General features: G+C 43.4%; 12 protein-coding genes. All 12 read left to right on the forward strand.

What is annotated here, in order from left to right; genetic code table 11:
• Positions 1–15 precede the first annotated feature (15 nt).
• The 12 genes from SALPA_RS17170 to SALPA_RS17225 all read left to right on the forward strand — a co-directional run bounded on the left by SALPA_RS17170 (position 16) and on the right by SALPA_RS17225 (position 14,807).
• Complete coding sequence (locus SALPA_RS17170; RefSeq protein WP_145096677.1) at positions 16–1,518, forward strand: nitrogenase component 1; 1,503 nt, start codon at positions 16–18, stop codon at positions 1,516–1,518.
• Positions 1,519–1,521: 3 nt separating this feature from the next.
• Positions 1,522–2,856 carry a nitrogenase component 1 gene (locus tag SALPA_RS17175; protein ID WP_145096680.1) on the forward strand — a complete coding sequence of 445 codons (1,335 nt, stop codon included), beginning with the start codon at positions 1,522–1,524 and terminating at the stop codon, positions 2,854–2,856.
• A gap of 315 nt (positions 2,857–3,171) precedes the next feature.
• Complete coding sequence (locus SALPA_RS17180; protein ID WP_255451246.1) at positions 3,172–3,909, forward strand: ABC transporter permease; 738 nt, start codon at positions 3,172–3,174, stop codon at positions 3,907–3,909.
• 138 nt (positions 3,910–4,047) lie between these two features.
• On the forward strand, positions 4,048–5,055 hold the full coding sequence (locus SALPA_RS17185; protein WP_145096683.1) for a D-cysteine desulfhydrase: 1,008 nt from the start codon (positions 4,048–4,050) through the stop codon (positions 5,053–5,055).
• 4 nt (positions 5,056–5,059) lie between these two features.
• Positions 5,060–5,395, forward strand: coding sequence for a NifB/NifX family molybdenum-iron cluster-binding protein (locus tag SALPA_RS17190; protein WP_145096684.1), 336 nt, complete (start codon positions 5,060–5,062; stop codon positions 5,393–5,395).
• A gap of 70 nt (positions 5,396–5,465) precedes the next feature.
• Positions 5,466–6,485, forward strand: coding sequence for an ABC transporter substrate-binding protein (locus SALPA_RS17195; protein WP_145096687.1), 1,020 nt, complete (start codon positions 5,466–5,468; stop codon positions 6,483–6,485).
• Positions 6,486–6,506: 21 nt separating this feature from the next.
• Positions 6,507–7,781: a Sapep family Mn(2+)-dependent dipeptidase gene (locus tag SALPA_RS17200; RefSeq protein WP_145096690.1), complete on the forward strand. Its 1,275-nt coding sequence runs from the start codon at positions 6,507–6,509 to the stop codon at positions 7,779–7,781.
• Between the two features lie 485 nt (positions 7,782–8,266).
• On the forward strand, positions 8,267–9,748 hold the full coding sequence (locus SALPA_RS17205; protein WP_145096692.1) for a nitrogenase component 1: 1,482 nt from the start codon (positions 8,267–8,269) through the stop codon (positions 9,746–9,748).
• Entirely contained in the window at positions 9,732–11,048 is a 1,317-nt protein-coding gene (locus SALPA_RS17210) for a nitrogenase component 1 (RefSeq protein ID WP_145096695.1), read from the forward strand. The genes SALPA_RS17205 and SALPA_RS17210 overlap by 17 nt, the downstream gene beginning before the upstream one ends.
• Before the next feature lie 49 nt (positions 11,049–11,097).
• Positions 11,098–12,159: an ABC transporter substrate-binding protein gene (locus SALPA_RS17215; protein ID WP_145096698.1), complete on the forward strand. Its 1,062-nt coding sequence runs from the start codon at positions 11,098–11,100 to the stop codon at positions 12,157–12,159.
• Positions 12,156–13,358, forward strand: coding sequence for a pyridoxal phosphate-dependent aminotransferase (locus SALPA_RS17220; protein WP_145096701.1), 1,203 nt, complete (start codon positions 12,156–12,158; stop codon positions 13,356–13,358). Before SALPA_RS17215 ends, SALPA_RS17220 begins: the two co-directional genes overlap by 4 nt.
• Before the next feature lie 3 nt (positions 13,359–13,361).
• A complete protein-coding gene (locus SALPA_RS17225) occupies positions 13,362–14,807 on the forward strand; it encodes an FAD-binding oxidoreductase (RefSeq protein ID WP_145096703.1) in 1,446 nt (481 codons plus the stop codon).
• The last annotated feature ends 307 nt before the right edge of the window (positions 14,808–15,114 follow it).

Below are 15,114 nucleotides of genomic sequence, written 5' to 3' on the forward strand. Positions count from 1 at the left end.
AAGGAGGAGTGTAAAATGATTAATCTAAAAGAAAATACCTGCCCTACGAGAGAACAACGGGGTAATGGCCTTAATGCCTTTTTTGGGAAGGCAAGTGAGCTTCTTAAAGAGGTAAAAGATGGGAACACGGGTAATCAGGAGCGAGCCTTTCAGCAAACATCAGGTTGCCTTTTAAATTTTTATTTGACTCAGCGTGTTATGACAATTCACGATTCGGTTATGATTGTCCATGCACCGGTCGGCTGCTCGGTAGTTGGTTTGGGCTACAGGGAAGTATTCCGTAAAGTACCAGTCTCTTTGGGACGCCGGGAAAACTACGACTTTCACTGGCTGACGACCAACCTGAATGAAAAAGATGTTATATATGGGGCTGGTGACAAATTAAAATACGCCATAAAAGAAGCACAAGCCAGATATAATCCTAAAGCGATATTTGTTTTGGCATCTTGCACTACCGGCATTATCGGTGAGGATATTGCAGGAGTTGTCGAAGAGGTTCAACCAGATATCGAAGCCAAAATTGTCGCTATCCACTGCGAAGGTATTCGCTCCAAGCTGATCCAAACCGGCTATGACGCTTTCTGGCATGGCATACTCAAATACTTGGTGAAAAAACCAACTAGGAAACAAAAGGATCTGGTTAATGTTGCAAGTATGTTGTCCTATACCTGGCAAGACAGGCAGGAAATCACCCGCTTGCTAGCAAAAATCGGCTTGCGTCCAAACTTTGTTCCGGAATTCTCCACAGTCGAGCAATTTGAAATGCTTTCAGAGGCGGCTGTTACTGCGCCGATTTGTTCTTCTTTTACAGAGTATCTTTCAAAAGGTTTGGAACAGGAATATGGAGTACCTTACTTCTTATACCCTTCACCTGTTGGTATACAGCATACCGATGAATGGTTACGGGCAGTTGCCTATTATACCGGCAAAGAAAAAGAAGTGGAAAAGGTGATTGCCGAAGAACATGATGAATGGCTGCCTAAACTGGAAATTATCCAGAAAGAATTTGAGAAGATTGGCAATGGTCAGGATATCAATGTTCTTGGTTCGCTAGGACAAGGCCGGTTACTTACGCAAGTTCCATTTTTTAACGAATTAGGGGTAAAAACACCAGCTGCGATCTGCTTGGATTTTGATGATTTAGTAGTTGATGAGACCGAAAAATTGATTGAAGAGGTTGGAGATTTTGATATATTGGTTAATACCTTCCAGGCCGCGGAAGTTGCTCATCATACCAGGCGTTACGATCCGGATATTGCGTTGACATGCCCCTTCCAGGGAAGCGCATATAAACGGGATAAAGGTGCAACCAGAATTCATTCTAACAGAGGGGATGCCCGTCCATGGAGTGCTCAGGCCGGATATAAAGGGGCAATTGCTGCCGGTAATTTCTTGCTCCAGACTACCAAGAACCGCTCGTTCCAGAAAACAATGCTGGAAAAGACGCCAGATGTATACAACGAATGGTGGTATCAACAATCGGATCCACTCTATTTTGTAAATAAGGAGGCAAAATAATATATGGCTGCAGTTAAGGAAGAGTCGCAATTATATCCAGAGATAGTCGAAGCCCCCCGCTATTCTTGCGCCATGGGGGGAGCCTATGCAGCAACTTTGGCGACTTTCGGCTCTGTGCCTATCCTTCATTCCGGCGGTGGTTGCGGGTTTGCCCAGAATTTTGGTCAGAGTTTTGCTTCTGGCCTCAATAGTCCTGGTCCGGTCGGCGGCGCCAGTACCCCCTGCTCCACGTTGGTAGAAGAACACGTGATTTTTGGTGGTGAAGATAAGTTAAGAAAGCTGATTGACAGTACTATTAGTTTAATGCCTGGTGATTTGTACACCGTTATTTCAGCTTGCGTACCTAACTTGATTGGTGATGACGTTGATTCGGTAGTTGCAGAGTTTAAGGACCGTGCACCTGTTATTCATGTTAAGACAGCAGGTTTTGCTGGAAATTCGTACAAAGGATACGAACTTTACTTTGACGCTGTTATCAACCAATTATTAAAAGAGCAGCCGGTAAAAAAGAGAACAGTGAATATCTTGGGCATTGTTCCGACACAAAATATCTTTTGGAAAGGGGATCTGCGAAATCTAAAGGAGCATTTGAAAAAAATTGGCGTAGAGGCGAATATCATATTTGGCGACTTAAACGGCCTGGATGCTTTAACCAGAATTCCTGCTGCTGAGTTGAATCTGGTGTTCTCTATATGGGGGATTAGTCCGGCTAAAAAACTAGAAGAACGTTTTGGCACCCCCTATCATATCTTCCCTTCAGTACCTATCGGTCCTAAAGATTCAACCAAATTCTTGCAAACGGTTGGGACTAAGTTGAGAATTACTGATGATGTCATTGCCAAGGTAGTTGATGAGGAGGAAAGAACGGCTTACCGGTTTACAGAATTTATCGGAAATGTACTGGTTGTTGCCATACCACATGCGTACTATGCTGTGGTTGCTGACAGCAGTACGGCAGTAGCTGTTACCCAATATGCGACAAATGAGCTGGGATTTAATCCTGAAATTGTGATTATCACTGATGATCCGCCTGAAGAATATCGAGGTATAATTACTCGCGATTTAACCGAGAATTTGGAAAGCGTATTAAAACCTAAAGTGGCTTTTGAAGTGGATTCTCATAAGATCAGATTGTTGCTGCGTAATTATACCGTGCAAATTGTATTTGCCAGTTCGTTAGAACGGTATATTTCCGAAACAGAACTTGGCGGTGCTTTATTTCTGAGCGTGGGTTTTCCCTCTTACGATCGACTGATTGTTGACCGCAGTTATGCTGGCTATCGAGGGGGATTGAATTTAATGGAAGATCTTATGGTAAAATACGGCGGGCCGCTATAATACCATGATAAACCCCGGATTTTGCAAAGAATCTGGGGTTTGCTTTGAATGTAACGCTGAGGCTTTGAAAAGATCAGACAATATCCACAAAAATATACTTGACACGAAGTGATTAACGGTCTACTATTTATACAATAGTAAATAAATAGTAAGATGTTGACTGAAAACAATTCAGAGACAGATTTTTTAATCGAAAATCTGTCTCTTTTATTTTATTGTTGAGGATTAGAAAAATTTTAATTTGGAGTGATTGGGTTGAATCCAGTAGTGTTAGCAAAATGGATGAAGCGGATATATAATAGTGTTTACCGGTTTTTGGCTATTGGAGCTTTTTTGTTACTCTGGGAGATTGCACCGCGGATTGGGCTAGCAGATCCAGTTTTTTTACCTCCCTTTTCTAAAGTGTTTTTAGCATTTTGTAATTTATTAACAAGCGGTGAGTTAGTTAAACACATTGCGGTTAGTTTACGCCGTTCTATTATTGGCTTTAGTCTAGGTTTGGTGATATCTATTCCTTTAGGCTTGATTATCGGTTGGTTTAAAAACTTTGAAAATTTTATTGATCCTTTGCTGCAAACGTTCAGACAAACGTCTACCCTGGCTTTATTTCCGGTATTTATTCTTTTGTTTGGTATTGGCGAAATATCAAAGGTTGCGATTATTTTCTGGGGAGTGCAATGGGCGATCCTGTTAAATACTATTGCCGGTGTCAAAAATGTTGATCCACTTTTGATTAAAGCGGCGAAATCTATGGGTACTTCTTCTTTTAAGATCTTTATAAAAGTGGTTATTCCTGCTTCTATCCCGTCAATATTTACCGGCATTCGGCTTAGCGCAACCACTTCAATTTTGATCTTGATTGCGGCCGAAATGATTGGGGCTAATGCCGGATTAGGATTTTTGCTGTATGATGCTGAAGTTAAGTACCAAATTCCTGTTATGTATGCATCCATCATTACTATGTCTATGTTAGGACTATTATTGAATTATACCTTAGTGGCAATAGAAAAAAGGGTTACCAGATGGAAAGAGGAGCCAATTGTGGGGATGTAAAAATTAAAAATAGCAATTGGAAGAGACAAAGTTCTCTATACTTTGGAATGCAGTCTTTTATTATTTTGGACAGTGTCAACCTGTTTGCAAATCTTTACCGCGTTGTATATAGAATGAAATTTGGGAGGAGGAATGTTTATGAACTTGGCTCATTTTCTACGTCGGCGTTACACGGAATTCTTTACACCGTTAGAGAAATTATCACGGTTGACCGATTTAGTGCAAGGTCCTGCTATTTATATCAAGCGGGATGACTTGCTTGGTCTTGCAGCAGGCGGCAACAAGACCAGAAAGTTGGAGTTTTTGGTAGCCGATGCTTTGGCTGCTGGCGCCGATACTCTTATCACCGGCGGTGCCTTGCAGTCCAACCACTGCCGATTAACTCTGTCGGCAGCAGTGAAAGAAGGCTTGAAATGTCATTTGGTATTGGAAGAACGAGTGGCAGGCAGTTATAAACAAGACGCTCTCGGCAACAACTTACTGTATCATCTGCTAGGTGCTGAAAAAATCAAGGTTGTGGCCGGTGGCTCGGATATGGCTCACGAGTTGCAAGTGGAGGCAGATGAACTCACTGCTCAAGGGCGAAAACCTTATATTATCCCGGGTGGAGGCTCAAATGCGATTGGCGCAACCGGATATGTGGCTTGTGCTGAAGAAATTCTGGCCCAGACATTTGAAAAAAGCATAAAGATTGATCATGTCGTATGTACCAGTGGCAGCGGTGGGACACATGCCGGCCTGGTAACAGGCTTTTATGGCAGCAATAGCCATATTCCGGTTATTGGTATTAATGTTGGGAAATCCAAAGCCATCCAGGAAAGCGTAGTATTTGACCTTGTACAGCAAACCGCAAAACGGTTAGAAATACGAGATGAAATTCCGCGCGAAACAGTAGTCTGTTTTGACAAATATGTAGGATCAGGCTATTCTCTGCCTACTCCAGAAATGGTAGAAGCCGTTAAGCTGGTAGCCAGAACCGAGGGTATTCTTCTTGACCCGGTTTATACTGGTAAAGCCATGGCCGGACTTATTGATTTGATTCGGCAGGGATATTTTAAGAGCGATGAAAATGTGCTTTTTGTACATACCGGTGGTTCCCCGGCCTTATACGTATATGCTGATGCTTTGGGAATATGGGAGAAGTGAAGAAATGTCATACAAAATAGCGGTTGCGAGTCTGGACGGAAAATTTGTCAATGAGCATTTTGGCAGAGCAAAGGAATTTCATATTGTTGAAGTTAGCGAGAGTAAGTATGAATATCTGGAAACCAGAAAGAATATGCCGTCTAAAAGGTATGATAATCGTCACGAATATGCAATATCTGAAGCAATTGAACTGATAGCTGACTGTCGCTTTGTGTTGGTCAGTCAGATTGGACCAGGTGCCGAGAAGGTATTAGACGCCAAAGGCATTAAACCTTATGTGATTCCAAATTTTATAGATGATGCTTTGATACAGATTATTTCCTTAAATAAAGGGGAATAAAAGTGCGGCTGCTTCTGTACTGCAAATAATCAGAATCTAATCCTAGTATAGATTGGAGGATTAAGATGAAATGAAACGAATAGTGGTAGTGATTACATTAATGCTTAGTATTTTGCTAGTAGCAGGTTGCTCTAAAACAGTGGATGAGGGGGACTACCAATTCCAGAATGGCAAGCTTTCGCAAGAATTCCACCTCAAGGTGATAAAGGGTGGTGCCTTTGATTACGCAATGGCAGATCTGAATGGTTTCTTTAAAGATGTGGGGATTGTGACTGACTATCAGGGACCGCTAAAAGGGGGAACTCTGGTGCAGTCAGTTGTCAAAGGAGATCTTGATATTATGCATTCCGGCCATGTCATTAATGTGGCTATGGCAAGACAAGCTGGTATGAAAATTAAAATTGTTATGGAGGGGATGGTAGATCATCCTGACAGCGATAAAGGGCATATGTATTGGCTTATTCAGGACAATGGGAAAATCAATTCTCCACAAGATCTCATTGGCAAAAAAATAGCGGTTGCCAATAGAGGCAGTTGCGTCGATTTACTTACCTATGAATATCTTCGCCAAAATGGTATACAAAAAGACCAAGTAGAACTTTTGACAATGCCTGATGTCCAACAAGAGCAAGCACTGCGGCAAGGGCTGATTGATGTTGCGGTTGTCCATTCAACATACTCGATTGCCGCTCAACAACGTCCAGGCCTAAAAGTGCTGGTTTCCAGTTATCAGATTGGGGTGGCAGCTGGAGATGGTGAAGCCGGGGGGTTAGCGGTAAGAGCTTTTAGTGAAGACTTCATAAAAAAATATCCTGGTGTAGTTAAGGCCTATATTGCTGGCAACTACCGGGGGCAGCAGTGGGGTAATAAAAATTTTGAAGAAGCTAAACAACTTTGGGCCAAATTCAATGATGCGCCTTTATCAGGGGGCAATTGGCATGCAACCGATAAATGGGTAGATGAAAAGAAAATTCAGTTTTGGATTGATATGATGGAACGAAATGGTTTTGCTAAACCGGGTGAAATTAATGCCAAGGATCTGTACACAAATGATCTGAATCCATTTTATACAGGTGAATTGAAGGAATAAAGAGGCAAAGGAGTCACTAATATGGCATTTAAAAATGAGATTTTTTCAGTAAAAGATGATATCATAGCAACAACACAAAGATTAATTCAGTTTAATACAGTTGAAACACAGGCCTTGCCTAATGCTCCTTTTGGCGCAGGTAATAGAGCGGCACTGAATTATGTTTTAGAAATTGGCAGGCAATGGGGCTTTACTACGAAAGATCTAGAAGGCTATGCCGGATACTGGGAATTTGGCGAAGGCCAAGATGTGGTTGTTATTATGCCACACTTAGATGTAGTGCCTGAAGGAACTGATTGGGATTATCCTCCGTTTGGCGGAGAAATTCACAACGGAAATATCTATGGTCGGGGTGCGGCAGACAATAAGGGGCCGGCAGTTGCTGCACTCTATGCTTTTAAGCTTGTGCGTGACAGCGGGTTAACGGTTAATAAGCGTATCCGGCTGGTTTTCGGGTGCGATGAGGAGAGTGGTTTCGAGTGTGTAAACCATTACATAAAAGCCGAAGGTCTGCCCACCAGCGGATTTACACCAGACGGTGCTTTTCCAGTAATTAATGCTGAAAAAGGTGTGCTTAGTGGCAACTTTGTAATAAAGCTTCCACCAGAAACTGCAAAATTAATTTTTACAGGGGGTACGGCGCGGAATGTTGTGCCTGCCTATGCCAAGGCTGAATTTGCAGGAAAAAGTTATGAGGCAATCGGGGTGGCTGCTCACGCATCGGCTCCGGAATTGGGAGAGAACGCAATAATCAAATTGGCCAGGGAATTGCAACAAGTGGGTACACATCCAGTATTGGAGTTTATAACAAATACGGCTGACCCGGAAAGTCTGGGTATTGCCGCCCAGGATGAAATTTCCGGGCCTTTGACCTATAACATTGGATTAATCCATGTTGATGAGCAAACGGCAACCCTGACTGTCAATATTCGTTATCCTGTTACTCACAATGCTGAAGAAATTATTGAAAAACTGAAAGCAGCCGGTCAGCCATATGGCTTTTCGTTTGAATCTTACACAGGCTCACGGCCGCATTATGTGGCGCCCGAATCCCGACTGATAAAAAACCTGCTTGCTGCTTATGCCGAAATAACAGGTACGGTTGGTAAGCCGCTGGCAATGGGAGGCGGCACATACGCCCGGGTGCTGGGCAATTTTGCCGCATTTGGCGCGCGGTTTCCCGGAGATCCTCCTATTGCCCATCAAAAAAATGAATATATTTCAGTTGATGGCTTGCTCAAAGCAACAGAAGTGTACGCAACAGCTATCTATAAACTTGCCCAAGACAACGAATAAAAAAGCAGGAATGATGCGAATAATCTTGAAAAGCAAGTGTTTAATAACCGACCGAATATAAGAATAGTCAGAGAAGGAATTTCCACTTTAGCAGTTGATGGCGATTTTGGCCTGGGAGCCATAACCGGGAAATGGGCTATGTCTTAATTAAGGATAGAATTAAGTATTGACAATGGATAGTAGACGATGTATAATTCAACTTAATTTTAAATAAGAAATCAGCATTGCTGACTGATCAGTAAGAATCAGAGGCTGTGTCCCATGAACTATGGGATACAGCTTTTTTGTTTCAAGGAGATACGCAACATACGCGCAAAGTTGACCAGAGATACTGGAGGCTTGGTTTTATGCTTATTTTTGATGAATAGGTATGAAACCAAGCATTTTTTATGTAATCATTGCTAATGAAGTGAGGCAGGAAGCTTTGGGCCTGCAGATTTCTTAAGGGAATAGTGAGATTTCAATTGAGCGACAGGGGGATTACTATGAGTTTTGTGAACATTGATGCGGCTGAGGTTCCCGTCAGGGAAGCCCGTCTTGGTTCTATTACCGGTTTTGAGGGAACTGCAGGAGAATTGGTTCGTTGTGCGCGTGCTGGCAGCCTGAAAGACAGTACCCGTAGTTTCAGTCAGTGCATGGGATGTAGTTCAATCAATGCGTTTTGCCAGCTTTCTATGATTCAGGATGCTATTGTTATCAATCATGCTCCAGTCGGGTGCGCCGGGGATTTCTTTACATTTAACTTTGTGTACCGGGTAGGCCAGATGGAAAGAAAACTGCCGCCGGTGATTGGACGGTATTTTAATACCAATATTGAAGAACAAGATACAATTTTTGGAGCTACGAAGAAACTGGAACAAACCATTCGGGCTGCATATGATCGTGTGCGGCCCAATGCCATATTTATTACTACATCATGTGCTTCGGGAATTATCGGCGATGATGTGGAAGGTGTAGCAAGCGACTTATCAACTGAGCTGGATATTCCGGTGGTAGCTTGTTTTTGCGAAGGGTTTAAGTCAAAAATTTGGACGACCGGATTCGATTCAGCGTACCATTCTATTGTTAGGAAAATTGTAAAACCGCCCAGGAAAAAGTCCAATAAGGTTAATATCGTGAATTTCTGGGGTAGTCATGTGTTTGATGAATTGTTGAAACGGTTAGGTTATGAAGCAAATTATATTATTCCTTTTTCAACAATAGCCCAATTGGAATATATATCGGAAGCAGCGGCCACCATCCAAATTTGCCCAACACTTGGTACATATATTGGGGCAGCGCTTGAGCAGGTTTATGGTGTGCCAGAAATTAAATCGCCACCGGCTTATGGTGTGGCCGGTACCGACAACTGGATGAGAGAACTGGGAAGAGTGCTTGGGCGTGAACAGGAGATCGAGTTAATTATTAATGAGGAACATAAACGGGTATTACCTCAGCTTGATGAGTATCGCGAAAAACTTTGCGGTAAAACTGCATATCTTACTGCCGGAGCAGCCCACGGGCATGCATTGATTGCTGTTTTAAGAGAACTGGGACTGGAAGTACAGGGAGCAGCCATCTTCCATCATGATCCTATTTATGATAATGGGGATACTGCATCTGATGCCCTGGCTCATAGCGTGAATACCTATGGCGACGTTTCCAATTATAATGTTTGCAGTAAACAAGCCTATGAACTTGTTAATATTTTAAATAAAGTAAGACCTGATATTATGATCGCCAGGCATGGCGGGATGACCCTTTGGGGAGCTAAGCTCGGGATTCCGACGCTATTAATTGGCGATGAACAATTTGGTTTTGGTTATCAGGGAGTGCTTAATTATGCTGAACGCATTGTAGAGACGCTTGACAACAAAGAATTTGTCACTAATCTGGCAAAACACAGCACAATGCCCTACACAAAATGGTGGTTGGAACAGAATCCATTCTCATTTCTTAGAGGTGACTTAGATGGCAAAATTTATTGAGCAACCCCGATATTCTTGCGCATTGGGTGCACAGCAGTCGGTAATCGGTATCAAAAGAGCTGTACCGATTTTGCATTCGGGTCCTGGCTGCGGTGACAAAGTCAGCCGGCTGCTGGGACAGGGAGAAGGTTATGCAGGCGGTAACACTGTGCCATGCACCAACGCCAGCGAAGCAGAAATAGTTTTTGGCGGTGAAGGAAAACTGGAAAGCGTTATTGATGGTGCGATTAAGGTAATTGATGCGGACCTTTATGTAGTGCTTACTGGTTGTACCTCTGATATTATCGGTGATGATGTTGGGCAGGTAACAGGCAGGTATCAAGCGGAGGACAGACCGATTGTGTATGCAGAAACCGGCGGTTTTAAGAGTAATAATTATGTAAGCCACGAAACGGTGGTTAAGGCGATCATTGACCAATATGTTGACAAGTTCAAGACAGGAACTACGCCCATTAAACATTTAGTTAATGTGTTTGCCTCTATTCCTTACCAAGATCCTTTTTGGAATGGTAACTTGGAAGAAATCAAAAGGATATTGGAAGGGATTGGCCTTACGGTTAATATTCTGTTTGGGTCAGCCTCGCGGGGGGTAGATGAATGGAAAACCATCCCGCAGGCCGAGTTTAATATTGTGATCAGTGCTTGGCCGGGGCTGGGGATTGCCAAACATCTTGAAGCCAAGTATGGCACTCCCTATATTCATTTTCCCTATTTGCCAATTGGCGGTGTGGAGACAACGCGGTTTTTACGGCAGGTGGCGGATTTTGGCGGACTTGATCAGGAATTGGCAGCAGCCTTTATCAAAAGGGAAGAGGAAAGGTTCTATACCCATATTGAGAGAATGGCTGACTTTATGCTTGAATTCCGATACGGTCTTCCCCGCCGGTTTTACACTATTTTAGATGCCTCCTATGCTATCGGGTTTTCCAAATATCTGCTGAACGAACTAGGTATTCTCCCGGCAAAACAATTTGTTATTGATGATACGCCGGAAGAGTTTCAACAGGCAATTAGGGAGCAATTCAACGCTGTCTCCGAGTTTCGTTCGGCACAGGTCGATTTCCTAGTTGACGGTGGTGCTGTTCAGGAGCAAATTCGAAGCGAGGTTCGCAAAACACGGGCACTGATTGTGGGTAGTAGTTGGGAAAAGGATTTAGCCCGAGAGATCGGGGCAGACCTGTTGATTGTCAGCGTGCCTATCGCGCACCGGCTTATTCTAAATTGTGGATATGCTGGTTATAATGGCGGTCTTAGAGTGGTGGAAGATATCTATGATAGGGTTCTTGACACATACAGATAAGAGCGATTAGCTTCATTATATATTTTAATAACTTGAAAGGGGTAATATTATGCTGAAAAGGTCGATATTGAACCGGGTTTCTTTGTTTCTAAGTTTAATACTGTTGGTTGGCACAGTTGCATTGGCAGGCTGTGGCAGCCAAGCCACCGTAAAAACGGAGGAGGATAAGCCCAAATTTGTTAATGGAAGATTAACTAAGGAATTTCACATTAAAGCACCTACACTTCAGGATTTTAATGAAATTATTATTGCAGATCAGAAAGGATTTTTTAAAGAAGTAGGCATTGTTATTGATTATACCGGTGTAGTCCCGGCTGGTCTTATGGCGCAGTCGGTTATTAGAGGTGACAATAATTTGTTTAATTCTGGACACCCGATTACTATCGCTAATGCTAGAGAGTCAGGAGCCAAGATAAAGATTGTCACCCATAGCATGTGGGATGATTCTGACCCTGACAAAGTCCACATAACTTGGATGACTAAAGCTGACGGCAAAATCAATTCTCCTCAGGATTTGGTAGGCAAAAAAATTGCTATGAACAGCTTAGGTGGATGTGCCGAACTTTTGACCCTGGAATTCTTGCGCCAAAATGGCATAACCAAAGACAAAGTGACTATCGTGACAATGCCTGATAAGCAGCAGGAACAAGCACTTAAGCAAGGTCTGGTTGATGTTGCCGCACTACACAATGTTTATCAGAAAGCCGCCCGCAATCATGGTGGAGTTAAGGTGTTGAGTACCAGTTATGATATCGGTAAGGGGGCTGGTAACGGTCCAGCCAGCGGCTTGGCAATACGGGCATTTAGCGATGATTTTATTAAAGAGTACCCGGATGTGGTCAAAGCATACATTGCAGCTGACATTAAAGCTCAGCACTGGATCAATGATAACTATGACGAAGCGTTACAGATTGCAGCTGACTATCTGAAGATTGACGTGAAAGATATGGCCGGCAATGTATATCCGCCAGACAACTACATTGATGAGAAGAAAATAAGTTTTTGGATCACATTGATGGAAAACAATGGGTTTGCCCAACCAGGCACAATAAAAGTCTCTGATTTGTATACCAATGAGTTAAATCCTTACTATACCGGTGAACTGAAATGATACACAATAAACTAACTGTAGTAAGCCTGGCAGATCGGGTGCAGCAGTTACAACTGCCGGTGTTTCGGGAAATTGCTACCCTGGCTGACCGGCGCGGCGCAATCAATCTGGGCGGAGGCACACCGGACTTTGCGGCACCGCCTGAACTTAAGGCCGCGGCAAATGCGGCCATACAGGGTGATTTTAATCAATATGCTCTATCCCAGGGTGTAAAAACATTGCGGGAAGGGATTGCCGGCAAATTGCAGCAAGTTGGGGGCTCATTTGATCCTGAAACGGAAATTACCGTTTGCTGTGGTGCTACCGAGGGAATGGCTGCTTCTCTGCTTGCTGTTATCAACCCGGGAGATGAGGTAATTATCCTTGAGCCGGCTTTTACTATCTATGCTCCGGATGCTGTTCTCAGTGGTGGCAAACCGGTTTATGTTCAGCTAAGTCCACCTGAATTTCGTATTGAACGTCAATCTTTGGAGGCAGCCTGGTCTCCTCGAACCAAAGCCATCATTATTAATTCGCCTCATAATCCTACTGGTAGGGTTTTTGCTGCGGAAGAATTGGCTATTGTCGCTGATTTTTGCCAAAAATACGAATTATTGGCTATAACTGATGAAATTTATGATGAAATCCTTTTTGACGAGATTTCACTGCCAAGACTTTGGACCATACCAGGTATGAGAGAGCGTACCATAATCATTAATGGATTTTCTAAAACATATAGTGTGACTGGCTGGCGGCTGGGTTATATCGCCGCTCCGGCCTGGCTTACTAAGGGAATCAGAATTACTCACAATTACTTAACAATCAGTGCCGCTGCACCGCTGCAACAGGCGGTTGTACAGGCTATTCACTTTTCTGAAATGTACTATCAGGAGTTGAAAAGAGCGTATCAAGCCAGACGGGACATACTGCTTGCCGGGTTGAATAAACTGGGGATTCCCTGCCGGATACCACAGGGTGGATACTTCTTGTTGGCAGATTTTAGCCGGTTTGGCTGGGATGATGATCTAGCTTTTGCCAAATGGCTTATTGAGGCTGTAGGGGTCGCGGCTGTTCCTTTATCAGGGTTTTACCATTCCCCGCCAGCAGACAGGAGACTTTTACTGCGGTTTGCTTTTTGCAAAAGAGAAGAGACGCTGCATGGTGCATTGCAACGATTGCAAAATATTGATTTAATTCACAAGGAAAATATAGGGGGATAAATTATGCCTACATACGGAAAGGTAACAAGCGCTACTATTACTGAACTGAAAAAGATCGTTGGCCCGGAACACGTGGTATGGGGTGAGTCCATTCCGTCACAGTATGCATATGATGCCGGCACGAAAAAGGAGGGGTTGAGATATCCTGAGATTCTGGTTTTTCCCGGCAGTGCGCAGGCAGTGGCGGCAATTCTGAAAATGGCTAACAACCACCTGATTCCCGTGACGCCACGGGGAGGCGGCAGCGGTCTGGCAGGAGGGGCCGTGCCGTTAAATGGCGGTATAGTTCTTGATTTACGCCGAATGAATAAGATTGTGCATATTGATCCTGAAGCAAGGTATATGGTAGTGGAACCGGCGGTACGGACGATTGATATACAGCAGGCGGCCAATCAGCAGGGGCTGTTATATGCTGGTGATCCCTGCAGTAGTGATGACTGTGTCATCGCCGGTAATATAGCGACAAATGCCGGCGGCAACAGGGCGATAAAGTATGGCGTGACCGGCGATCAGGTATACGAATTGGAAGTGGTTACCCCGCAGGGGGAGATTGTTACGCTAGGCGGAAGGTTGAAGAAAAACTCGACAGGCTACGGTTTGGTCAAACTGATTGCCGGTTCGGAGGGGACTTTAGGCATAATTACCCAGGTAACGATAAAGCTGCAAAAGCTTGCGCCTTTGTTACCTAATTTTTTAGCGGTATTCCCCAGTTTAACTTCAGCGATTTCTCTGGTGGGAGCTTTACTGGAAGACACGGTAATTGATCCTATCTCCATTGAGTTGATTGACCGGCAAACGGTATTAGACTTAGAACGGTATTGTCAGGAAAAAATATTTGACGACTACACGGGCGATTGTCTGATTATACAATTTGAAGCCTATACCCAGGATGGGTTGCAAAAAAAATGGGATGAGTTGCAAAAAAAGTGTAATATTTATGGTTGCCACAGGGTGTATGCAGTGGATGGAGAGAAGATATGGCCGGCCCGCAGGGCCTGGGGAAAAGCCATTGAGGTGGATCATCCTGTCGGTGTATCGGAAGATATTGTTGTACCAGTAGACCAGATTGCGTCATTTGTAGGCCAACTTGAGGCACTGATCAGGGAGTTTCATTTTCAGTTTCGTATGGCCGGTCATGCCGGAGATGGTAATATGCATATAAGAATTGTACCTGGGGAAGTGCCAGTCGATGAGTGGCCGGCAGCAGTGAAAAAATTCAGGGAAAAGCTGTATACAGTCACGTATGATCTGGGCGGGCGTTTGTCAGGGGAACATGGAATTGGTCTAAAGCGCAAAGAAATTTTGCGTGGGATTATCAATCCTGTTGAACTAGCACTTATGCAGGCGATTAAAAAGGCGTTTGACCCTAACTATATTCTGAATCCTGGAAAAATATTTGATATGACGAGTCCGGCTATAAATAATACAGATACAGTGGGTTTACGCTAATATGTCAATTAATAAAAAATTTGTAGATCAATTATAAGTAGGCATAAAACGCGGTAAAAAAGTATACAAAAAGCTTGCATTTTTTATTTAATTGAGTATAATAAAAAGAAAAACTTTATATATGCTGATTGGTTGATAAACTAAAGGCTGGCAGGATATTCTTAGTAAAAAGAGATATCGTACCAGCCTTTTTTGTACGTATAAGGTAATGCTTTCTTACCTATCAAGCATATAAAAGTTATCCCTGTTACAGGGGCTGATCAGTGAATTAACTGAAGGCCACAGAAATAGCTAGCTATTTCCTGTG

The organism is Sporomusa sp. KB1, assembly GCF_007830295.1.
Classification (GTDB): domain Bacteria; phylum Bacillota; class Negativicutes; order Sporomusales; family Sporomusaceae; genus Sporomusa.